The sequence below is a fragment of the Nostoc sp. C057 genome (assembly GCF_013393925.1).
In the GTDB taxonomy this organism is placed as follows: Bacteria; Cyanobacteriota; Cyanobacteriia; order Cyanobacteriales; family Nostocaceae; genus Nostoc; species Nostoc muscorum_A.
The window spans coordinates 294288-317750 of the sequence record NZ_CP040289.1 but is presented as its reverse complement, the minus strand read 5'-3'; the positions used below and the strand labels follow the sequence as shown (position 1 = coordinate 317750).

Below are 23463 nucleotides of genomic sequence, written 5' to 3'. Positions count from 1 at the left end.
GGTATTCTGTGCTTGAATTGAACAAAAAAGCGAGTGTTACTTATCAAAGGGTTGAATCTGCATTTGATGTCTCTTCAGTCGGCAAATAGCGAATTAACTCTCGAATAACAACTTTTCTAACCTTTTTGCTTCGCCTGATGTGAGTAAAATTCTTATTGGTTTAAAATTGATATTTTATAAGCTAGCGATATTGTATAAAAAGAGTGTTTAATATTCTAATTGGAAACATATTTAGCCCTGCGTTTCTCCCTTCTTCGCTTTTTATAGTTATTAACCTGATATTTAAGCCACATGAACGGGTAAATATCTCCTGCTAAGTGAAAACCTATAGACCCAATAAGTCCTACATCTGAATAAAGCAATGTCACAGTGAAAATATAAAAAACAGTATGCGTAATAATATGTAGCCTTCCTTGATAGATATGATTCCCAACACTTACAAATAATCCCAAAATAATTGCCAAGTAATAATTATTTGTATATAGACTTAATTGATGTACTAGTACTCCCCGGAATATCAACTCTTCTGTTATTGGATTTAATATACATACGGCAATCATAAATAATACTTTCTGAAGTTTTTGGCGTGGCATAAGCCTTACAGAAACAAGATAAGCATCATCTTCCACAATTTGACTGACTCTCAAAAGATTTAGAATTTTATTTAAAAGCAACACAAATATACAATAGAAACCCAAGCCAATCATTAAGGAAAATACTGGTAATATTTCAAGTTTTAAACCAACTGAGGGTGCATCCCATCCTAGAATATAAGTTATGAAAAAAAAGGAAATTAACGAAATTTGATTCCATAGAATGTAAAAGCCAAAACTAGATTTTGGTCTTTCTACTTTTTGTTGCTTTTTAATTAATTTCCTTTGAGCTATGCTGCTATACAAATACACCATACTTAAGAAAAGTACAAAAAATATAACACAATTACTAAATGGAGGTAATTCAGTTTTCACGATTATCTGTTATTGGGTTGAGGATGAAACTCAGTATTACTCATATATTTTTTAGCTTAATTTTTAATGTTTAAAATTTTTTCTCACGACTTGTTAAACTCTAATTGCCCTACATAATTAAATTCACCCTGGCTTTCAGTAGAGGTAAATAACCGCATTTCATAGGAACCGGAAGCAGGGAGCTTACACGTAACTTGATTGCCTTGTACCGCGCGACCACAGGATTGGGAGTTGCCTCCACCTTTTGAGTTGTAACTGGCTAATAACCAAACATTCTTAGGATTTGCCAATACTAATTTTGCTTCATCACTTACATTCGTCTGCGATCGTACAGGGCTGACAAGTTGCAAGCCATCAGCAAAAAACTTTGGTTTCATCATCGGCTGGCGCAAAAACTCACCAAGCGGTAATGGATTTGATAACAGCTGCCAAACAGGATCTTTTGGAAAATGGCTGATCACCATAACTTCTGGTGGGGGCATTAAGTATTCAGTACGGTAGTTTTTTGTAAAGCCTGAAGAGCGATCAACATAACCGCTATCCCAAGTAGCATCAATTAAGTACCATTGTCCTTTTACTCTTGCTGCATTCCACGCGTGACCTTGACCGCTAAGGTCGCTGGTTTGAGTCCGTGCATCTCCTACGACATAAATGATTTCTTCTCCAGCCGCTTTACCCAATGCTTCTAATAATTTTGCATAGCCGGCACACACAGACTTACGAGTTCTAAATACAGTTTCGGCATCTTGTGGTGGATATTGCCCTGCAAAATAAGATTCAGCATCGTATGCAATTCGATCTGCAACGTAATCATGGAGAGCTTTTATTCGCTGTACCGGATCTGATTCCTTATTAACAATATACTGAGCAACTGATGCGATGCTTGTCTCTACACTGCTGGGCATATTGGCAACTGCGGGATGTATTCCCATACCTTGCCACGTCCAACCATTGGTATTATTCGGCTGTGGTTTGGCAGTATCTGGCTGTTTTAAATTCTCAAAAGGATCTCGGTCGGTTTGGGGTTGTGGTTGGACTTTGCTACTACTGCCGTCATCGTACCGTTCAAAAGGATTTTTATTGAAGCTGAGATACATTCCTTCCAAACCATTTGCCAGCTTGAATAAATTCTGTCGAATTAACTGTGCAGGTTGCCCTTGCAAGTCACCCAGCATCCAGTCGCCTCGCGTTGAGAGAGCTATAAAACTCAAACGCGGTTGCCATACTAATAAAGCAGCGATCGCCACAAAGTTGATTACAAGAGTTCTGAGGGTCAGGCGATCGCCCCAAGTCAAAATGCGCTCTTTGCTCCGACTGCCCTTGCTTTGTGCCCGTAGTTCCCAGAGCATAGGTAAAATGGGAAAGAGAAACACCCCTGCTAGTACGGCTAAAGAAGTAGAACGGTTATTGTAAGCAGCTAGGGAAGATGCTAACCAAACACCTAGAACAGGTGTGAGGTAGATAATAGCGATCGCAGTCCACTTGATTAATCTACCGATAAGTTGGAAAAGAATAGCCATATAGATTTACGTTCCAGAGAGTAACTAAATTAGAAAGATTTATACCTGGCTTATACCCAACCTAAATCTTCTAAAGCTTGACTAACCTGCTCCCGTAATTGCCAATGCCATTCTCGTTGACTAGTAATTTCAGGGTTTTCTAAGGTTTTCCAGTACCCAGAAGCTAACATTAGTGACCAGAACGGTTTACCACTATCGTCATGTTGACGTGGCGAATAATTTAAGTAATTTGCAATCAGTTCTGCGATTCTGGCGTATTGGAGATTTGCACCGCCAAAATGCTCATATCCAGCCGCCTCTGCTAACTCAGTTGCAGTGATAATTTTTCCAGGTGAATGATAGTGAGCTTTGAGCATAAGTTTATGGCTATCCGTCAGTTGGCTGCTGATAGCTATAAAGGCTTGCTTGTAATCGTCTACTGTCGGAAAATCAACAGCTAAGACCTCTTGAATAACATAGCTTTTGAATCTGTCTATGTCGGAAAAATAGAGATAACCAAGACGATTTGCAGCCTCTTCTATTTCTTGATCTGCATCAATTATCAGGGCAACTGGTTGACTTTTCCCGGATTGCAAACCATTGGGCCATGCTAAATCCAGTACTGTACTCACTGTTCCTGTCGAATCAGCAATTTCGTACATCCATTCACCAATCGGTAATCCCTGCTCTTGCACCCATACATTACATTCTTCCAGAACTCGTTCCTCAGCCAGTGGTACAACCGCAGTAGAACTTTCCGCTTCTTCTTCTAAAACAGAAGCTGTCGCTTTTGGTTCTGGAATATCCCCGGTGAGTAAGCTATTCAAAAATTTATTAGCAGCTTGAGCTAAAAGTTCACGACGTGCGGTTAAGAAATCACGGTAGTTTTCAATTTGCCACAAACTGCGTTCCATCGGTATCCAGTGCGTTGCGATCGCACCCGGTTGGGTTTGCTCGAATGCCTCGAAATACTCCAAAGGGTGTCGGTTTGAGACTTTGAGGTTGGTTTCTTGGGTTAGAAATGTCAGGTTAGCGATCGCGTTAACTTCAGATTTGGGATATCCAGCTTTGGAAAGTAGCGATTTCGGAAAAATATGATGGACTTGCAAATAGCAATGTTTACCGAGAAGATGTTTGGATAGTTCGATGCCACTATCCCAATCTTGTGCTTGATGCACGCGAGTGAGCATATAAACTAATGGGTAAAACCTTGCCCCCATACCCCAACCTTGAAAGTCAATAGCTTTAATTTCTAAGTCTCCGCGATTTTGCCGTAGGTTGGTGATAAGTTGGTCTAGCGGATTATCTTCAGATTCCAATACGTGTAAATCTTGGGCTAGAACGCTCTCAGTTGACCCTGCGTACCGTCCCCACAATAAAGTATGTACATACCAGTAGAGTAACTTGTCGCGCTCTGTGTGATCTCTAAGATGTCCGCCACGCGCAACAAGGTAACGCACCATGAGAGGAAAAGCGTAAATACCACCGAGTACCCGATTGTGGTCAAGTCCCAAACGCCCAGAAATGAGGTTGAGCAGGGTATCAATAGCTTTTTCTGCCTTGTATAGCCCGTCTTGAAACGTCGCAGTCTTAACATCTTTGAGTGCGGAAAACATTGCCTCTCCGGTAATAACTGCATTGATGCACCTCAGCAACCACTCCAAACGAAAGTCAAAACCTGCTTTATTCCATTTTGCTAGACGCGCTTTGAGTTCACTACGGGCATCTGGCCATTGAGCGCAAACTTTTGCTAGTGCCAAATCACCTTTGGATAGTTTGGTTCCTCCGCTATTAACAGTGTTAAAAATCTCGGCTCTTCAGTACTTGTTATGCCAAACTAATAAATAAAATGCCAATTTAATAAGCATCTAATTCTAAAGTTTTCAAAATTTCTAAATCCATAGCCAGAACGTTTAATCAGTTTAAGCTTATTATTAATTCCCTCAACCATACCACTATTTGTACCATTATCAAAGTAAGCAATAATTTCATCATACCAACGAATAATAGTGTTGTTGCTATTGGGAAAATATTTTTTAGCTCTCGATAACCACATACCTAGTTTAAACACTCCCGCATACCAATCATTTGTCTTATTAAAAATTTTTCTAATCTTTTCTTTTAGTTCATGCATTACTTTTAAGACAGGAGATACATTTTTAACTTGGATAAGCTTATTAGCTTGTTCCTCATTTAAGTTATCTTCATTCTTAAGTAAGGGATATTTACTATTTTTTAATGCGAGCAATATATCTTCGTATTCATCTTTTTTTGCCGCTAATTTTTCTTTCTTAATTAAATCTTCTATATTTCGTTTTTCTCTTTTTCTTTGTGTATCTAATTCTTTATTTATCTGTGTCATTACATGAAATCTATCTGCTACTACTTGAGCATTCGGCATTAATTCTAACACTAGGTTTTTATACCCTCGCCACAAATCTATACTTACCTCTTTTATTTGCTCTAACAGCTTAGTGCCCCATTCCATAAGGGTTTTCTTGATTATTTCTTGTGTGCGACCGCTTAAAATCGCAATTAGTTTAGATGTATCTAAATCTACTAATACTGCACAGTAATTCCCCTTGCCTTTAATCAGAGCTATCTCATCAAGTCCAAGTCTTTTTAAATTCAAAGGTTTTAAATTGGGTAAATCCTCAGATGCATCTTTTAACATACGTTCTATCTCTTCTGTTGTAACGATACCTTTTGATGCTACGCTGTGTATGTCATTTTCTAAAACTTCTTGTATGGTTTTGTGTGCAAGCCGTTTTGTATAAGTTCTTTTCTTCCTCACAAAATCTAGATATTCACTAAATGGCTTTTGACATTTTCTACATTTGAATTGTCGCCTATTTATTTCTAAAAATACTGGCTTCTCTCCAAAGGGTAAGTCTTTAACAATATGTCGATGATTTTGATGTAAATTATGGCTTTTTGTGCCACACTTAGGACAAGTAGCATCTAGTTTTTTCGATTCAGTTTGTAAAATTATTCCAATCCCCTCATGAAGACGATGTGATATTACTTTTATGTCGTCTAAATCAAGAATTTCTGTGAGGATTTTTATATCATTTTTATGAACCATAGCTGTAAATCTTCCAAAAAATAATCTGATAGTATTTACAGCTAATAACAAATATTCCTTATGTGTCAATGATTGCAATGCGGTTAGCAAAATTTTAATGCAATTCTTAATCTTATTTTACGGATATAGCTAATAATTTGGCATAGTAAGTACTGAAGAACCAAAATCTCTACAACAACATCAACTGTTTTATCTTCACCAGTGACTTCTTCGATATGCAAATTGATATTTTTGATGCCTTCTAGTTTATTTAAAGCATTAATGTAAGTAGTCAAATTCAGACTAAGCTCTGGAATTTTGAGCAAATGCCCAATGAAAACTCCTACTCCTTGCTGCATCAATTCAGTCACATTTACCCATAAGGGGTTATCCTTCATTTTGACGGGAGCGTAAAATTCAAATATTTCATCTTCCAAGTTGAAATACAAACCAGTGAAAGCTTGCACATTGCCATCAAAAAACTGAGGCGGTCTACCCCGCACAATTCCATAGAAGGAGGTAATGCGCTGTTGCCCATCTAGTAGCAGTTTAACTGTGCCAGTGGAAAGTTTACCATCGCCACGAGCATGGTCAATTGCTTGTTCGGTTTTAGTTTGCCACACTAATAAACTACCAATGGGATGTCTGCGATATAGCGAATTCATCAATCCACGCACTTGGTCACGATTCCATACGTAACCACGTTGGAACTCTGGGAGTGCAATGCTGCCGAGATCGATTTGGTCAAGGATAGTTGTAATATTCATAATTTGTTTTTTCTAGACAACTTATAATACTTATGCTGCTTTTGCAAAAGATTTACCCAGTTCAAACATACTGAACAGCCAGTGATGCCATTCTTTATAAGTGATAAATACTTTTAAAACTGATTCCAAATCAACATCCAAATCCCTATTTTGAATGTCAATAATTGTCTGATAGGTCAAATCCAAAGCAATTCTATCGTCCTTGGCGAACGGCTTAAACTTTCCATTCAGGGAATTATTCAGTTGAGTTATTCTCTCTTTTCCTACTTTACCCTTGACTTCAGTTAATCGCTCATCTCGAAATAAACCAAAACGGTCATGAGGATGCAGGCTTACTAGCTCATTGAAATTAGTGATTCGGCTAGTAAAAGACGAAGTACTTGGGTCAACTTGCAGAAACCCCATTACATAATTTTTATTACCAGTCTCAACCACAAGATGTTCTGGTAAAGCTCGCTTTCCCAAACGATATTGAGTTAGTCTAATTGGCTTTATATGGTTAAAAGCTTCAGCAATAGTTTTTAGTTTACCCATGTCATCATAATCAGAAATGATCGGAAGGTTACTATACTGCTGCTCAAGTTCAGCCTTCTTTCGAGTTAAATACTCAATAATGTTATCTGAGGTATGTAGTTGAAGCTTAGGAGGTTCAGGAAGAAACTGCTGACGCAATTTTGTTAAATCAACTGACGACCCTGGTTCCTGTATCGCTTGAACCAAATCTAGAAATGCTTCGGTTAGTTTTTGCTGTTGTTGCTGTAGAATTCTTAGCTGTTGCTCTAGCTGTTCTTTACTATCAAGCTTATGCAGGTTTTCTTTGACAGATGCTAGAGGAATTTGACGAACCCTGTAGTTATAATAGTCTGCTGCTCGGTTTAATACCCCTCTAATTGGCTTTTGTCCAAGAATATCTTCCAAATCTTCAGAGCTAAATAATATTTCTAGAGGAATATCAAGCGCCTGAAGCTTTACCCGCAGAATCGCTTCAAGTTCTGTTTCATCTGGCTGACGTAGATAAATCTGGTACTGCGAGACTCGACCAATAATTGAGTTATCAAAGCTAGCTTGAAACTGTTCCCATCGATCTGGAAACATATTGAGAATTATTAAACTGTTAGGAACGTGAGTAAAAATTTCCTTGATAGCTTCCCCAAAATTCAGTAAGATTTCTCGGTTATGTGAAAGCCCCAATCCTTCTAGCTGATCGAAGACGATAATTAAGGGTTCATCCAAGATAGATAGTTTAGCCAAAACTGAAATTGCTTCCAAAGAAAAGGCTTCTTGACTGAGGTCTTCTCCCCAATTTGGCAAACCAACTAATTCTGCCTCTTCTTTAGATAAAATATTGGCAGCTAACCAACGGGTAGTAATATCTTTGCGTCGTGGGTCGGTATAACTACAATACTTAACAATTCCCTTGAGAATAGCAAGAGCAAAACCTCCAGAAGAATAATGACCCGCCCACCACTCGTTGATTCGTTTTTCAATCTGTTGCCAGTAATCTCGTCTGCGCCCAGTTCCTTCTGCTCCAAGCGCATCTAAATTTTTATCTTGTAGGGCTTTAATAATTTCTTGGTCTTTCTGAGATGTAACTCGGAAACTGAGAATTTTATAAAAGCTATTGATAATCAGGTAGTCCAATTGAGTAGCAGAACCAACCGACTGTACTAGGGACTCCAAAATGCGGCTGTAGATGTGATGCAGCACTGCTTTGGGATGGTTTGGTTGACGGATAAATAACAGTCGATTATTGGCTAGTCGCTCATTGGCTAGTCTCATCATCAAGTGGGTTTTACCAGTCCCCGGCTCTCCAATAACTACGACTCCTTTACTCTGGCGATTGGAATCTAGTTTGATGTCAGCCAAAATTGACTCAAGAGTAAGATATTCTTGGCGGTAAGTGGCAAAATAATCAGGGTGAGTCTGAAACGGAGTATCAACCCGACTAGCACTAAATGGATTGGGCTTTTGTTTTAATTGCTCAATCATCATCTGACGATAAAGCTGGTAAGTAAACGGGGCATCATATCGAGCAGCATGAGCCATATCTCGAATAAAGTAGCGCTTATTTACCTGCAAATTAAAATGTTTACTTAGGTGTTCTAGGGAATGGCTTTCTAGCTCTGGCCAAACACTTTTTGCTTTTTCCCAAGTACACTCGTATTCTAGTTTGGGGCAAAAAAGACCAACTCGGCGAAAACTGGACTGAAGTATCTCAATATCATGCAAGGCATAGTGGCAGACTATTTTCTTCCCTTGGACAAGGCTCAGAAACTCTGTGAGCAGAGTTTTGAGACTTTTAAGGTTAGGCAGATTCTTGTTGTGGTTGGGATAATCACTAGAAAACCCTTCATAGATCAACCGTCCCTGACTATCCACAATCGCCAATTCACTTAATTCCGGTTTCCCCTCAGTATCTAAAACTACAAAGTCCATATAACCCTGACTACGAGTAAGCTATAGCAAAATTAACACAAGTAGTTAAAAACGGGTATAATTTATAGCAATAAAATAAGTAGCGGTAAACAGATGTCAGCACATAAACTGGTTATTTATACTTATCCAACAATAACTGCAAGTATTGGTGGTGTATATCTGATTGAAGATAGTAAGTATTACTGGTGTCAGTTTTGCTGGCTAGTGAAGCCATGAATATATAGTCTTAGGCAATGCGATCGATAAAGTTCTGAATTGAGCCATTGCTCTACTAGTTGTTGGAGTATTAGCTACAGGCATAAGCTTACATTTTCAAAAAGCCATTTTACTTTAAATTATTTGTTTGTGTTAGTCATTCACACAACCTGGGTACTATAAATTTATCATCTTCTCTAGTCAGCCAATATCAGGCTTTCTTTAATTTACCTAATCTTAAGCGGTTTTATTGGAAAACATATTTTTTAAAAATTAATTATGACTGAACCAATATTGCTTTTTCTTGATATTAATGGTGTAATCGAGGTTCAAGAAAATGATAAAGTACCCGAACATATTTTCAAAAATGAGACGGGATACCCTGTTCCTGGAGCAAAAGAATTCTTGCAGATAATAAATAGCTGTAGCTGGATTCATCCAATGTGGATTTCTTCTTGGGGATTGCAATCACAGGTGTGGAATAAATGGTCAAAAACCCGCCTTTGGCCTGTCGCTTATTCCTTTGAAGAGTTTGAAAAAGAAGAAGCACTGAAATTATTTCCAGATGCAAGCGATAAGTATTTAGCAGCACGCTGGCATAGCCGAGACTGGCAACATCGCATTGTATGGATTGAAGATGGTTTTTGTATTATGCCGAAAGCTTTAAATTGGGCACAAAGCAATCCTAAAGTTAAATTGATTGATACCTCGCCGACTATGAAAGAGCGCCGTCACGGTTATGAGATGGGAATAAGATATTGGAATATTGAACGGGTTTGTGATGCATTAGATATTCAAGAAAATCGAGAAATATTGTTGAATCAAATTAAGGCTCCTATTCCCGATTTAACCCAAAATATAATTTCTGATACTGAATTAAATCAAAAAATAACATCTAATCAAATTAATGCTTCCATTACAAATTTTGTAGATCCATTAAAAAAGCAGTCACTAGCTTCAAACAAAGATGCTAAAAATTCGGATAATCCAACGCCATTTATGTTGAAAATTCGTAATTTCTTTAAACTGGGAAATCGTACTTAATATAAATTAATTAGCCATCAAAGTTCTATCTAAAATTCCAGCATACCCAGATGTAGTTACTACGCTATTGATTCAGACAGCAATCCTGACATATCTAATATCCGTTCTGACCAAGCACTAGATTGTTCAGACATTTTTTTCCGTTCGCTACCATCAGACCAAATACTATCAAAAGTTAATCTCCATCGTGCCAGTTGAACTTGAATGTTAACCAGTTCTTCAGCATATTCAGGCTCAATTTCTGCTGCCGTCCATTCGATAAAACACATAGTTTCATCTGCAACACTTTTGACCGCTTCAGGGTAAGCAGTGTCACAAAATGTTCTCAGCCTAGCTAAATTAGAAGCTATATGCCCTAAGCGATGTGATGTATTTTCGCCTTGAAACCGTGCTTGTTTTTCATCTAAATTCTGGTTCATATCCACCAATTAACTCCTGAGTTATTTTTTTAACACGTTCTTGAATCGCTGGGTCTTGAATTAACATTGAGCGATTATTTTGGCTGGGGCGAATGTTAATAATCGATTCATAAGCTATCGATTGGTCAAAGGGAGTCCAATCCGCACCCCAGATATCTCGCTGTCTACTACCGTCTTCGAGCAATGCTGCTTCACAGAAAGCGTGTTTCTCTCCTCCTCCAGCTAAAATCCCTCTTTCTATATCTACTGCCACTTTAATGTAAACTCGCAAAGTTTGCAGCATTAACTCCACTTGTTCGAGAGTTGCTCTTTCCCTAATAATCAGTACCAAAATCTCACCCCTACCTGTATAAATGCACAAGTCAAAATTCTACTTTGTAGAATCCCTTGAATCCCAAAATTAATCACTTGCAGCATTATGGTATGATTTCCAACTCCAGAAGACTCAACACTTTCTCTTCCAAATCCGTCAAATAAGCACGATTCAGCTTCCCCAACGACTCCAACAACTTTTGCACTGATTTCTACAAGGTGTATTACTATACTAAATACTTAACTGATGCATCACAGACGAGAATCGCCAAGGAAGCAATGCCAGCTATATTATTTATTTTCCGGGAGCTTGTAAGGATTTGCTGTTCTTTTGGCAATTAAATAATAGGAGCAATATTTTTGGACGGAATATTGAATGTGCAGTTTCATAAATTTCTGTGGCTCACAAAGGATTTGTAACCTTTCTAAGAATTATCTTTCTAGGATGATATTTAGGAGGGTACGTTGAACAGTCATAGTCTAGAAGATGAAGAATCGAACCAACAATTACTCAGGAAAGTTATTGAACAGCGTTATCAAGAACTTTTAACAGGTATCCAAGTTTACATTTGGAAGTTTGGTTTTGTAAAAGAGCGCACTCAAGCCGAGACACTAGTTAAAGAAATTTTACAAGACACTATCGTAATTGCTCTTGAAAAATCACACAATTACGACATTAATCGTCCAGCACTACCCTGGCTGCTCGGTATAGCTCTCAATGTGATGCGAAAAAGACGACGACAGCAGGACTATGAATCTCAATACATTACGCCGATTACAGATACTCCCCAAGTTCGTCAAAGAATTCAGAAACTTGGTTTTGAATCCATTTCCGAAGCAGAAATGTTTGAATTTTTACACCATTTACCTGAACCAAGAGACCCTTATGGTCGGCTTATTTTAGAAGAACTACTCTACTTAGTTGAAGACAATGAGCGAGAAGTACTTAGATTGGCCTTTGTTGAAGGACTAAAAGGTAAATCATTAGCTTCAGCCTTAAATATTAAAGAAGGAACAGCTTGGGTACGCTTACACCGAGCGATTGTGCGGTTGCGTCAAGCCTACGCACTCAAGATGCCGGAACTTGAAAAGGGCAAATAAAATGTACGAAAACAGTCACAACCAAAACTTTACTTCTCGTGAAGAAGCAATTCATCGCTATATCTTAGCACTTGACCAAGGGAATATAGACAATGTTGCTCAAGTTATGGAAGCAGCCCTGGATGATCCTGAGTTAGAACAGATTATTGTGGAAATCAATCTAGCCTATTACGAACAAGAGCAATTAATACCAATTATAGAAAGTGAAAGAGTCAGTGATTCACTCAACAATCACTTATTTGTTACTTTTGAAACCGATAAAGAATCCCAAAATTCTTTAGAAACAATAGATGTTAATACGGGTATAGAGGTTAACAACTGTTTGCTAACGATAAATCAGGAAATTCAGGATATATCCCATCACAACCTAGTAAAGCCAAAACTAGATGAACAGCTAAAATGCTTAGTTACACAAGCTTGTAGATACCAACCTGGAAGCCCCCAGCGTCAGAAACTACTGACACAAATTATTCGTTTGACCTCCAATAAACTATGGAGAGAAAGCACTCCTTACTATCAAGATGCACTGCAACAAACTTGGTTGTATTTCTGTCGCAATATCTGTGAAGGTTTAACTGGGCAAACCTATGACCCCACTTATGGCACTGTCATCACCTGGTTGAATGCTTACCTGAAACGCAGGCTACAAGACTTTTACCTGAATCAGAATTTGGAACGAGCCACAACAGTCCCTCTGGGAATTCGTCAGTCTACATCGGATGGAATAAGCCAAACCATTGACCCTGTAGATAACCTGCCTGCTACTCCTCAAGCACCTCCCATTTTAGAAGACTTAGAGATATGGGCTAAGACAGACTCTGAAGGTGAACTACGCCGTACTTGTATTAAAGGCCGCCCAGATGTTAATTGTCAGGTGTTAATTCTCAAACGTCTACCCCCAGAAGTTAGTTGGAAAGAGTTGTCAGAGGATTTTGGGTTATCAATTCCGACATTGAGCAGTTTTTATCAACGTCATTGTTTACCGCGTTTACGTAAATTTGCTGAGTTGGAGGGCTTTTTATAAAAGTGCTAGAGGATTTCTTTTTCACCAGCTATATTGCTAAGACTGGTTAAATAACATTCACAAAATATAATTTTTCTCTATTTGAGATTTAAATTAAAAAGCGGCTAGTTACACAAGACTCGTCTGCTTTTCTCTTGTGTCTGTCCCCAAAGAAAATTTTCTTGAGATTACACCAAGTTAATTCATGTTACATTCAACTTTTGCAACATTTCTCTGACATGCGCTTTCTCTTCCTGCGACTCCTCAAATCGATTTAGTAACCGCTTGAGAATGTATTTATCGGCTGGACTTGCGTTACTTTAATCTGTAACACCGTACTCTTTCTCTATCACACTCAACAACTTCTCCTCTACCGCACTTAAATATGGTCGCTTCACTTCCCCCAAGTGCTTCAGCACAGCACGGGCAGCTTCTTCCAAGTTCTCGTTTTCCCGTAACCTACTGATGCGATCGCACCTTATTTGCAGAGTTAGACAGATTCCTGGTGTACGAATTGTAAATTGGCTTGACTGAACAAAGTGATTGCTTCATTGCCCCTAAACTCATGACTCAACCATAACCTTGTGTTTTTCGTATAAGTCTCATTAGCAAGAATTTGGCACACTTCGCACTTCGTCCAACTAGTAGGTGTTTGGTACTTTTATCCCTTCCATACTAAAGATATAAAAGGCTATATAAAGAGTTAAATTATAGATTTCCTGATTTAATTTTGCAAATCGGTAGCCATAGTGTATTCACAATTTCTTGCCTAAGTTGCTCACTTATTAAACAACTGCTTTGTAGACAGTCTATTAAAAATTTATTAAGATCAGAATATTCCCACAAAGAATCTGTTTCCGCCTTATTAAACTTCCAATCATGTCCAATATCTCTATATTCTATAAGGATAGTTCTAAACTCTTCTATACAACGTGTCCCGTTCTCTATCCACCATTTTTTCATAGACTCAAAATTATCAAATGTAGGAAATAGCCTATTTTTATTTTCAACAATAACTATATATAGATTATTATCTACTATTTTAGTTCGTTCCAATGCAAGCTCCAATTCTCTCGCTGCAATAGAGAAAGAGTTCATCTCTTCCAGATTTTCATATTCAATTTTTGGATCATATTCAAATAAAATCGTAAAATCTAAGGAATTACTTAATTCCTCAGATTTTCTAGAAGTTACATCAGTTGAGAGACATTTTAAACTATTTCCTATTAATTTTTCTTCCTCTTCCAGAAGTTTATATAATAGACGCATTAGCGAACGGTCTAAGTTAAGCTCAGGGCAAACGCATCTAAAGTATAAGAATCCTTTAATAGCAAGGGTTTTGGCGTTTTTTAATTTAGCCTATTTTTTCATCAAGATCCTTGCCCAGCAAGGGTTTCAGAAATCCCGTGCGTTCGCCCTGAAGTTAAGCTCAATTGTCGGATCTAGGTATGAACCTAAACCTCTATCGAATACTACATCTGGATCAAAATTTGAAGCTAAACTTTGGATCATCTCTTTATCAATTCCCATATCATAATGAAAAGAAAACATTGAGCTTGGATTTAATAAATGAAATTGGTTTTTACCTAAAGGTGATATTTTATTTGATAAAATAAAGTAAAAATATCGAATTGCTGTTGGTTTATATGGAACATTAACTGACTGAGATTTTATTACTAACCAGTCTAGATAACATTGCAGCTTTTCTATTATTGCTAAAGAATTATCAATTCTTTGTTTTAAGTACTTTATTAAAGTATCTACTTTATTAATTATTTCAATAGCGATTAAAAATATCTCTTGCCAATGTGTATTATGAATACGCTCAACAAGATATTGTGATGCTACGGGACAAGTATAATTACTAATAATATGTTGAGCTACTAAATATTCTTGGAATGTTAGGTGAGAAAAAGACCATACTTTATGCGAGCGCTCAATCAACAACCCATGTTGAGATTCAATCGCTAGTAAAACTCTTTGGCTATCCCGCCTATCAATTCCCAAAAACTGCCCAATATACCCTTCTAACTCCTCCTGCTCAAATAACACATACTGCTCTTGGTCAAACTTTTTTACTGCCAAAAACCTTAAAACCTCCAACTTCCGTTTGAGCGGCAAATTTCGATAAATCTCATCCCGTTCAATTCCTCGCTTCTCGTCCCACTGTTCCAACAACAACTCCAACCCCTCTTGATATAACTTAGAACGCTTCGAGTAAAATTTCCCCGTTTGCTTGAATACCAGACAAGTCAAACTCAGTAAAATCGGGGTAGTTGCTAATTCTTGAATCTGCTTATTTTCTTCTTTGAAGAACTGTGACAAAAATTCCTGTACCTGCGTCTCTCCTTCATCTACGTTTGCACACATTATCTCAAACCAATTTGCTACAAATCCGCTCACTTGATTCTCGTTAAAATCCGCTACCTCTACACAGGTAAAGCGATTAGAAATCCAATCGGATAAATCTGGTAGGGTTTGTGTCCGGCAACTTACTACTATCAGCACCTGTGGATAGTCACGAGCAAAGCGCTTGATTTCTTTAGCTATTTTCTTTCCTGCTTCCCCTGCCACTTCATCCAACCCATCTAGCAACACCAATACCCGTCCCTGATTTAGCAGTAATTCAATATCGGCATTATTCAACCGCCAAAGCTGTCCTAAAAACTGCTCTAAGTTATAGGCATACTTGCCTGCATCGTTCACAAACTCCCGAAGTTTAATCAACACGGGAATTTGATACGCTTGCAATTTTCCGTTATTACACTCGGTTACAATTCTTTGCAGATATGTTGTTTTCCCTGAACCAGGTTTTCCCACCACCATCAGGTTAGTATTGCGCTCCAGTACAGCCAACCCCGATACACGCTGCTGTTTTTTACCCAAACCAATCCTATCTAAACTGTGGTAGTCGGAATTACCAGTTGTAAAGTCTTGCCACAAATCATCCAGTTGCGATCTACGGTTACTGCTGACTTGCTCTAAGATATTTACATCAACAAACAGGTCGCCCAAAGGAACCCAGTGGTCTACTCCCCAAAGCAGCATAGTACTGTGTAAGCGTTGAATATCGTCGTGGATGAGCGATCGCACCTGCCGTACTAACACATCAATTGAGTTAGCTACTGTTATCTGGTTTTTTTTTTAAAAACAGGAGTCAGTTCTTCTGGTATTCCTTCTAGAGCGATCGCATTGCAGCCGAATTTGTAAGCGTCGTCATACGACCGACCAGCACCTAGTGCATCATAAAAACCGACTGCAAAATTGACCGCGACATCATCGTTAATTTCATCACTCATTCCCACCACATAATTAATGTGCTGGGAGATTGCTTCTGCTTGTACTTCGGCATAGCAGGCATTTAATACAATGCATTCTACACCTTGATTAGCAAACAACTCAAACAAACTGGTTAAAGCACTAGTTGGAACGAACTGTGCGTTTCCCGCAGCGTTTTCCAAGACTAGTCCCCGATCACCACAGCCATGTCCACAAAAGTGAACAATCTGCGGGTTAAAATCTAGCAAAGCGCGGCGCAAATCAGAAGGACGAACTGCCCAGCGTTGCTGCAATGTAAACTGTTCTCGCTGCTGCGCCCTTCGCAAACCTTCATCAATTTCTCGTACTTCTTTGTCCAAACGCAATCTTGCTGTGTTGCTAGGACTGGATGCAAGAATTAATATTGTGCGCTTTGGAGGTTGGCTTGTTATGCCGGAATGGTTATTTTGTGTAATGTTGCCAACAGTTATATTACCACCAACTTGGATATTGCCACCAAAAATACTTTGTTGAGAATTGGAACTATTATCTTGCGTTGAAGCTTTTGGATGATTGGAAGAATTATCAGTTTTGCTGGCAGTTCCATATCGCAATTTGATATCATACCTTGGCACTGGATTATTTTTATCGCCCCAACGAGCATCCGCAGACCATGCACCATCAGCTTTTTCTTTTTTGCGTGTCTCAACCTTCATTACTCCGCTTTCTGGGTCAAGAGTTAGCAAGTTGTACTGAAGTGGTATACCTGTAACCTGCTCCTTAGCAGATGCGCCAAAAGTTCCAGCAGCAATAATTTTGAGACCACGCCGTGCATCGTACTGAAAATTCTCGTCTTTTGCTTCATGGATGTGTCCGTGAATCCCAACTTGGAAACCATTAACTGCTAACTGTTCTAGAAAAGCTGTATTTTTCATTGACTCAGAACTATGAACAGGGTGATGCCAAACAGCGATCTTCAGCCAGTCATCGTATTTTCCCGTAAGAATTTGGTCTAGGGCATTAGCGATCGCATTGGGATGGATACCAGCCCGATCTTTGTACTCATGATCGATTTCCCAACAGGAATTAAGCCCTAGAAAGAGAATTTTATCTTCCGCGCAGAGGTGAATAATTGCTTGCTGGTCGTATTCTTGGGGATAGTATTTACTATAAATTTTTTTATAGAAGCGATCGCTAAAGTAATCAAACCGTTTTTTATACTCATTCTCATCACAAATTAATGCACCTGCACTACCTGCATCAATATATTTTCCTTCTGGTAAGGGATTAGGCAGTTTTCGCTTGGGTACAAAGGGATAAGCAATTTCTGATAATTCCCAATTAATATCATGGTTTCCAGGAACTATAACAATGCGGCTAGGGTCAAGCCCGTAACGTTTGACCAGTTTATCAACCAGTTCAAAAGCTACATCGTATTCCTCTTGTGTTGAACGATTGGCGATATCGCCGGAAATTATCAAGTAGTTAAGCTGTTTTACGTTAAGATTTTGGGTCAGGTCGGTAGCCAGTTGCGTAAAGTAGCGTTGTGCTTGCGCTGTAGTCCCTAAATGAATATCGGATAGGTGGAGAATGCGTATTTGCTTGTCTGCATTGTTCATGTATATTTCTTTATCATGGTAGAATGCGTTAACTTCTGCTTCAGTTCGTTTTTCTACTGTAGTCCTTAGTTCTTGTTGTTTTTCAGTATACGCTCTGTCACTGCGGTATTTTTCCTCTATACTGCGAGGAATCAGTACATTTGTGTCGCAGTACTGGCAGGGAATTTCTAGCTTTCCAGCCTTTACACGTATTTCAATCGCTTCTCTATTTGTAACTTCTTTGCCGCATTCAGCATTGGAACAGTAGAGGCGAATGCGTTCTTGCACATTAATGCCTTTAATGTGCAAGTGATTGGTAATAAAACGGATAAATGTAACCCGGTCAAAGTCACTAACTCCAGGATAAAAGTAAATCTCTAGTTCCCCAGTGCCTTCTGATACTTGTTTCATAGCAAAGCCGAGACGATGTTCATTCCGCGAAAACTCGGCTGCATACTTCCAAAGGTTTTCTCGTTGAAAGTCTTTGGTATAGCTGAGGCAAACGACTAGAGAGGCATAAATTGCTTCAATACTGCCTGAAAACTCATAAGTAACTTCCGTTGGCGGGTGAAGCTTATCAACAAACCGATGTAATACATTAAAGTGGCTAGGAAAGATTAGTCGCCCTAACTCTCGAAAAGCTAAGTTATAACTGATAAATAGCTCGACAGTTGATTCTAATACTAATTTTTCTTCTATCAGAGGTAAACGCTCTTCCCTTGAAAATCCATCAAAAGAAAAATTGGCGCAAACTACATCTCGCTCAAGAATTGAGCCAATCCCCTCTGGGTGATTACGAGCAGCTTTGATAATAGAGGAAGCATATTGGTTGATCAATTCAGGCCGCAGCAAAACCATTTGCATATTTGGGGTAGGAGCCAGACGGTAAACCAACCCCCGTGCTTGTAACAAACTGATTACTGTATCAATCTCTGCTTGGGTAGGTGAGCGTTCTATGTAACGCAGATCAACCTCCTGTGTCACGCGTTCTACTAATATTAATGTATCTTCTGCTTCTTTGCGCTCTAGTAAAAACTCACGGATTACTTGAAATAGCCTTGGTGTTGTAGTACGAGGCAGTTTATCCCAAGGAATTGCTGCAATAATTTGCTGTAATAACTGTTCTACTCCCTCCCCAGTTTTGGCGGAACTTCGGAAGTAGCCATCTAAACCATACTCACCTATAAATTGATTAATTTCGCGTTGGTCTACTGTAACAGGACTAACATCACAACGAGCAGAAATTAAATATTTAAGGGCATTGGTTGGAGCTATTTTTTTCAAAACCTTTGCCCAATACGGTATTCCTCGAAAAGGTTCGGCTGTATTAGAGCAGTCAAATAATAAAAGGGCTACATCGGTATCATCTAAAAAAAGCTGATGAACTAAATGATAGTCAGGCTGTCCTGCTAAGTCCCAAAGAGTTAATTCTGCATTTATATTTTCCTGATTTTCATCTAAAATTGATTTTTGAGCAACGGGAAATTGCCAAAACTGCGCTCCATGAGTTGATTCAGTCTTGCGAAATTCTTTTTCTGCAAGACGAATACCAAGCCCTGATTTACCAACTCCACTTTCCCCAAGTAAAACAGCTTTAGCATTAATATAATAAACAATACTTTCTTGAGAAGAAGCTTTACTATTTAGAAAATCGGAAGAACTCTCTGTAGTCTGACGTTCTAAAATCCAAATATTTATCGCAGCACCTTCTTGAACTGGAGTAGCTAAAAAAAGTGAGTTTGGATGAAAAGCTAAAACTGATGGCCAGCTTTGAGAACTATGTACTGAACCTGATATACTTGCAATCTCTTTCCATAAATTACAATCCCAAAGTCGAATAATACCATCTACTGAGATTGAAGCAAGAAATTCATTATTTTTAGAAAAACAAATATTACTTATTGCACTTACATGCCCTTCAAGTGTAATAATATGCTTGTATGTTTTTCCATCCCAAATCTTTATAGTTTTATCAGAAGATGCTACAGCTATAAATAAAGAATTATTAGACCAATCTACACTATAAATTGAGCCAAAAGAATCTTTATTAGTAAAGATATTTATACAATTTAAGCCTTTAGTATCCCATAGTCGAACAGTTCCATCATCAGCACCAGAAACAATAAACTGACCATCTGGAGACCAGGCTACTCCTTTAACCCAGTTTGTATGACCTTCAAATCGACACAAAGGTTGTCCAGTTTCTGTTGCCCAAAGCCACACACCTTGATCGCTGGAACATGAAACTATCTGTTTTCCATTAGGAGACCATGCTATATCCCGAATCCAGTCAGAATGTCCAATTAATCTTCGCTCTAATCTATCCTGTTTAATATTCCAGATTTGTATAATCCTAGTACTACCTCCTATTGCAATATATTTTCCATTAGGAGACCATGCTATGCTTAAAACCCGCTCATTAAAACATTTTATAGTTTGGATAATTTTTCCGCTTTCTAAGCTCCATAAATAGATATCTCCAATACTAGAAGCAGCAGCGATATATTTTCCATTAGGAGACCATGTAGCTCGATATATAGCATCCTTAGCTTCTTGAAGATTTTCACTACTTAATGTTTTAAGGATTTTTAAATTCAATAACATTACTTAATATTAAGTACTAAAATATTTTTATCTGGCAGTAAAATACTAGTATTTATCAATAGACTACCTCTTCTTCCCAAATTTTACAAAAATCAATAAAAGTCAATTTCTTAGCACAATGTCTAATAATATCTATACAGATATCATAAAATTCTGCATCAATTTCAGCTTTTTGATAAATTACATATTTTTTCAACACTGAAACTATTTTAGAAAGGAGAGTAATTTGATCAGTTAGTCGAAGGCTATTAGCCACATCTTGAACTTCCCAAGGGATATCTTGGTTTTTATATTTATCATCTTGATAGCTGCAAATAAAATTAAGTAGAAAATTCGTAGCTTTTAAATTATTATTTTCAAATTTCTTTATTGCGATTGCAGCTTGTAACTGTGTTTGTTCATCTTCATCTTCTTCTAATAGCTTAGTTAAAATATTATGAACAAATGGTTTACTAATACCAATTTTTCCTAAACAAGCTGTAATTTCATAACGTGGATAATACCATTTGTCATCTTCAAGTAAAGCAACTATTTTAGAAACTGCTTTGTAAGAACATATCGCCTCTGGCATATTTTGACCTATATCACCTAAGTTTCTGAGAGCATCAATTCTTATATCCTCATCTTCGCTATCTAATAATTCTAAAAATGCTCCTATTACTTTCCAACTATCAGTATCAACTTTTCCTAGTAATTCAGAAACTTTTAAATAATCCTGTTCCTATTCTGCCTGTTCAAATACTCTATTTAATATAAAATGAGCAAGGTTAGAATTAAATTTATTTAAACTTAAAATTACTCTATTTCTAACATCTGGAATTCGATTTTTCTTCAAAACCTCAATCAAAGCATTAACTATCTCCTCACTTCCATCGCTAATTTCTTCTAGAGCAGCAACAGCGAACATAATAGAAAAGCCAAATTCTGCTCTGCTCCCATCACCAACTTCTCCTCTACCATTAGCAGACCACCAAGCATGATCTTGATTGATGTAAAGCATATCAATTAAAGTAGAGACTGCCTTTAAATTTCCTACATCAATTTGTCCTAGTTCTTCTGCAATTTGAATACGCTCGAAAATATCTAAGTCAGTCTCTTGTAATAAATAATCTAAAGTAGAAATTGCTTTTTGGTTGTTAGGATCAACTCTACCTAATAGTTTAATAATTTGACGCTTACGTAAGGTTGTATGTGCGTTATCTAATAGTATATATAAATGATTAATAACTCGAATACGATCTGTTTCTATAAGTATTAATTGTGCTTCTTTTGCAATAAATGGTTTAGTATCTAAACTCAATTCAATAATTTCTTTTATAATTGCATCAGCCTTGCTAAAATCTTTAAACTCTGCTATACCAGAAGCAGCTAAAAAGTAAGCTTGGTGTTTATAGTAATTTCCCCACCTATCTTCAAAATTAACTAAAGCTTGAACTAAATCTTCTTTGTGCTGATTCAATATATTGTTACGACCCAACCAAAGCAAGAATACCTGTTTCCACTGCGGCTCAAATAAACGATAACTTGCATCTGAATAACTATCATTCTGAGGAATATGATTAAGGAAAAAATGCCAATTCTCAATGGCTATAGCAGCAAAATATTCCTGAAATGTCGGATGAAAAAACGCATATACCTCCCTCCTGGGATGGTCTGCATCCACTCCCACTTGATTTAACCATCCCAAACGCAACGCTAACGCAAACAAGGAATCTGGATCATCCGGCTCACCCAAATACTTGTATACAAATTGCTGCCGCAGTCGAAACCGCGTTGCTTCTTTATCAATCGCCTCTCGCGCCAATTCTTTTAAAGCTGCATTCAACTGCTTACGCTGCTCTCCTGTTATCTGCCCCTTCTTCCACTCATAAAAGTCCACCACAAACTGCTCGTACAACTCTGCTTTCGTCTGTGGTAAGGGATTTGCAAGAAAATAAGATACCAATTAAACGGGGAAAATTGTGATATCCCATTTAGGTAGAGTTTCGGAAGGTTGCCAGAAGGTTTGGTAGTGTTCTAACTCTTGTGAGAGAACCTTGATTCCTTTTTCATAGGTTGCTTCAACACGGTGAACAATGGGTGCAATCCCTTTCCAAGTCATATTGGAAGCCCACTTGATGGCAACTTCAATCGAATCCAGAATTGCGCCATTCCAATAGTTCTCTAGGGCTGCCCAACACCTCTCTATGGGATTGTACTTGCTATGGTACGGAGGATAGTAAATCAGTCGGATTCTTAAATTAATTGCTTGAGACAGTTCAACCATACGTTTGATAAACTGTGTGCGGTTACTGCGAGTTGCTGCACCACCATCAAGGTCAATTACCCATTCATCATAATCTTGGTAATCGTGTTGATTCTCATACCACCAAGCAGTTAAACAATCGACAATAAAATCACTGGTTTCAGCCGACTGACCTAAGTAAATCGTAAGCTTTTCACTGTGTGTGTTGAGAATGCCAAAAGGAACTAAGACTGCCTCCCACTGTGTATCGTGGTCATCCGCAGCTTTTGCTTCCAGTGTCCGAGCTTTACCACCTCTGGAAAGATTGCCAATCTTCACCTTGGCTTTAGTATCGATAGAGACTCGCAACGATTTGGGATTCTCATCCGATGCCTGATTTTCCTGAAACACATTGTCGAAAATGGCATCTGTTTGCGGAATCTTTTTCAAGGGCTTTGTTTTTTGTGTTTTTTTAGGCGATACCCCAAGCTATTAAGAATCTTCCCCAGAGTTTGACGAGACGGCAATTGACTGTGGTCATAACCTATTTCACTGATTAATGCTTCTCGTACCGCTCTGGCACTGATACGAGCATATAGAAAGGTCGATTGAAATTTTGGAGCTTGGGCTTGAGCATCTACCAAAGAACAAATATCTGCTTCTAAATTGGGCAGAATCTCAACACTATTATGTCGTCCCCTTGCATGATAGTTATCCACACAGACTATCCCTGTCCGCCGTTCATGCAAGCCAAGTTGTACACAGGAGCGATTCCATCCTAAAACTGTTTCTGCAATGCGTGCTGAACTATCGAAGTAATCTTCAGTAACTTTTGCCATGAAGTCTCTTTTACAGCTGCCAGTTAGTTTCTTGGCTGCATCTTTGAAGGTAGATTTTATGGTGTCGGTAAGCATGAACCCTGTGATTCCAATTCTAGAAATTCAGAGCAAACGCGGGCAGATCCGCGCCTC

19 protein-coding genes are annotated in these 23463 nt (G+C 38.2%); 4 read left to right on the top strand and 15 right to left on the bottom strand.

Annotated features, from left to right (window positions below; translation table 11 throughout):
- Positions 1 to 215: 215 nt before the first annotated feature.
- The 6 genes from FD724_RS37740 to FD724_RS37715 all read right to left on the bottom strand — a co-directional run bounded on the left by FD724_RS37740 (position 216) and on the right by FD724_RS37715 (position 8734).
- Positions 216 to 968 (bottom strand): CPBP family intramembrane glutamic endopeptidase, encoded by a 753-nt coding sequence (locus tag FD724_RS37740; RefSeq protein ID WP_179076705.1) that lies wholly within the window; start codon positions 966 to 968, stop codon positions 216 to 218.
- Between the two features lie 83 nt (positions 969 to 1051).
- Positions 1052 to 2488, bottom strand: a complete 1437-nt coding sequence (locus FD724_RS37735; protein WP_179076704.1) for a transglutaminase domain-containing protein — start codon at positions 2486 to 2488, stop codon at positions 1052 to 1054.
- 50 nt (positions 2489 to 2538) lie between these two features.
- Complete coding sequence (locus FD724_RS37730) at positions 2539 to 4227, bottom strand: DUF1524 domain-containing protein (protein ID WP_256874763.1); 1689 nt, start codon at positions 4225 to 4227, stop codon at positions 2539 to 2541.
- Positions 4228 to 4304: 77 nt separating this feature from the next.
- Positions 4305 to 5552 carry an ISL3 family transposase gene (locus FD724_RS37725; RefSeq protein ID WP_372726555.1) on the bottom strand — a complete coding sequence of 416 codons (1248 nt, stop codon included), beginning with the start codon at positions 5550 to 5552 and terminating at the stop codon, positions 4305 to 4307.
- A gap of 83 nt (positions 5553 to 5635) precedes the next feature.
- Entirely contained in the window at positions 5636 to 6298 is a 663-nt protein-coding gene (locus FD724_RS37720) for a DUF262 domain-containing protein (protein ID WP_179076703.1), read from the bottom strand.
- Between the two features lie 30 nt (positions 6299 to 6328).
- Positions 6329 to 8734 carry an exonuclease domain-containing protein gene (locus FD724_RS37715; protein WP_179076702.1) on the bottom strand — a complete coding sequence of 802 codons (2406 nt, stop codon included), beginning with the start codon at positions 8732 to 8734 and terminating at the stop codon, positions 6329 to 6331.
- A gap of 93 nt (positions 8735 to 8827) precedes the next feature.
- On the opposite strand from FD724_RS37715, the gene FD724_RS41485 reads away from it, so the two are divergent.
- Both FD724_RS41485 and FD724_RS37710 read left to right on the top strand, forming a co-directional pair.
- Complete coding sequence (locus FD724_RS41485) at positions 8828 to 8950, top strand: hypothetical protein (RefSeq protein ID WP_256874762.1); 123 nt, start codon at positions 8828 to 8830, stop codon at positions 8948 to 8950.
- Between the two features lie 258 nt (positions 8951 to 9208).
- A complete protein-coding gene (locus tag FD724_RS37710; RefSeq protein WP_179076701.1) occupies positions 9209 to 9973 on the top strand; it encodes a hypothetical protein in 765 nt (254 codons plus the stop codon).
- 59 nt (positions 9974 to 10032) lie between these two features.
- Here FD724_RS37710 and FD724_RS37705 read toward each other — a convergent pair whose 3' ends face one another.
- Together FD724_RS37705 and FD724_RS37700 are read right to left on the bottom strand one after the other, a co-directional pair.
- Positions 10033 to 10392, bottom strand: a complete 360-nt coding sequence (locus tag FD724_RS37705; RefSeq protein ID WP_179076700.1) for a hypothetical protein — start codon at positions 10390 to 10392, stop codon at positions 10033 to 10035.
- Positions 10373 to 10723 (bottom strand): DUF5674 family protein, encoded by a 351-nt coding sequence (locus FD724_RS37700; protein ID WP_179076699.1) that lies wholly within the window; start codon positions 10721 to 10723, stop codon positions 10373 to 10375. Before FD724_RS37700 ends, FD724_RS37705 begins: the two co-directional genes overlap by 20 nt.
- 446 nt (positions 10724 to 11169) lie before the next feature.
- Here FD724_RS37700 and FD724_RS37695 point away from each other — a divergent pair, with 446 nt between their 5' ends.
- Positions 11170 to 11805 carry an RNA polymerase sigma factor gene (locus FD724_RS37695; protein WP_179076698.1) on the top strand — a complete coding sequence of 212 codons (636 nt, stop codon included), beginning with the start codon at positions 11170 to 11172 and terminating at the stop codon, positions 11803 to 11805.
- A 352-nt stretch (positions 11806 to 12157) separates the two neighbouring features.
- Positions 12158 to 12829: a sigma-70 family RNA polymerase sigma factor gene (locus FD724_RS37690; protein ID WP_179076735.1), complete on the top strand. Its 672-nt coding sequence runs from the start codon at positions 12158 to 12160 to the stop codon at positions 12827 to 12829.
- Positions 12830 to 13516: 687 nt separating this feature from the next.
- Here FD724_RS37690 and FD724_RS37685 read toward each other — a convergent pair.
- From FD724_RS37685 to FD724_RS37640, 7 genes are all read right to left on the bottom strand, one after another.
- On the bottom strand, positions 13517 to 14077 hold the full coding sequence (locus FD724_RS37685; RefSeq protein ID WP_179076697.1) for a hypothetical protein: 561 nt from the start codon (positions 14075 to 14077) through the stop codon (positions 13517 to 13519).
- Positions 14078 to 14203: 126 nt separating this feature from the next.
- The gene (locus FD724_RS37680; RefSeq protein WP_179076696.1) at positions 14204 to 15916 is read right to left on the bottom strand and encodes an NACHT domain-containing NTPase; all 1713 of its coding nucleotides are present in this window, start codon (positions 15914 to 15916) and stop codon (positions 14204 to 14206) included.
- A 20-nt stretch (positions 15917 to 15936) separates the two neighbouring features.
- Complete coding sequence (locus tag FD724_RS41480; protein WP_256874761.1) at positions 15937 to 20268, bottom strand: metallophosphoesterase; 4332 nt, start codon at positions 20266 to 20268, stop codon at positions 15937 to 15939.
- 55 nt (positions 20269 to 20323) lie between these two features.
- Positions 20324 to 20926, bottom strand: coding sequence for a HEAT repeat domain-containing protein (locus FD724_RS37655; protein WP_179076734.1), 603 nt, complete (start codon positions 20924 to 20926; stop codon positions 20324 to 20326).
- A 63-nt stretch (positions 20927 to 20989) separates the two neighbouring features.
- On the bottom strand, positions 20990 to 22147 hold the full coding sequence (locus FD724_RS37650) for an NACHT domain-containing NTPase (RefSeq protein ID WP_179076695.1): 1158 nt from the start codon (positions 22145 to 22147) through the stop codon (positions 20990 to 20992).
- A gap of 66 nt (positions 22148 to 22213) precedes the next feature.
- Positions 22214 to 22942 (bottom strand): transposase, encoded by a 729-nt coding sequence (locus tag FD724_RS37645; protein WP_179071338.1) that lies wholly within the window; start codon positions 22940 to 22942, stop codon positions 22214 to 22216.
- Positions 22939 to 23406, bottom strand: coding sequence for a hypothetical protein (locus tag FD724_RS37640; RefSeq protein WP_179071339.1), 468 nt, complete (start codon positions 23404 to 23406; stop codon positions 22939 to 22941). Before FD724_RS37640 ends, FD724_RS37645 begins: the two co-directional genes overlap by 4 nt.
- Between the last annotated feature and the right edge of the window lie 57 nt (positions 23407 to 23463).